The sequence below is a fragment of the Bradyrhizobium sp. genome, from assembly GCF_016462955.1.
In the GTDB taxonomy this organism is placed as follows: Bacteria; Pseudomonadota; Alphaproteobacteria; order Rhizobiales; family Xanthobacteraceae; genus Bradyrhizobium.
Genome location: NZ_JAEMSD010000700.1, coordinates 1 through 498, shown reverse-complemented (window position 1 = coordinate 498; position 498 = coordinate 1). Strand labels below are relative to the sequence as shown.

Genomic DNA, 498 nt, shown 5'->3' with positions numbered 1-498 from the left:
GACTTTGCTTGTGACGTCCACCGCCGACAGCGGTGCCGGCAGTCTGCGCGCGGCAATCAGCAGTGCGAACAGCGGCGATACCATCCAATTTCAGGTCGGCGGCACCATCACGCTGGCGAGCGAGCTGCCCATCATTACCAAAAACCTCACCATCGACGGCAACGGCAACAATCCCGTCGTCAGCGGCGCCGGCTCGTACCGCCCTTTTTTCATCGGAGACGCCGGCACAACGGGGGCGACCTATGTGGTGACGCTGAAGAATCTCGCCATCTCCAACGCCGTGGCGCAGGGCGGGGCCGGCATTGGCGCCGGTGCAGGTGCCGGCCTCGGCGGCGCGATTTTCGTCTCCAGCAACGGGGCGCTGGCTCTGTCGAACGTCATCGTTTCGAACACGCAGGCCAAGGGCGGCAGCGTCGTGGACAATGCAAATCAAGTGGGCGGCGGCGGGGGCATGGGCGGCAAGTCGTATCCCGTGACACCGGCCGGTGGGGGCGGACT

1 pseudogene is annotated in these 498 nt (G+C 65.7%); it reads left to right on the top strand.

The features are described from left to right. Positions 1-10 precede the first annotated feature (10 nt). Positions 11-498, top strand: a pseudogene (locus tag JHD07_RS37070) (autotransporter domain-containing protein); the annotation flags it as partial.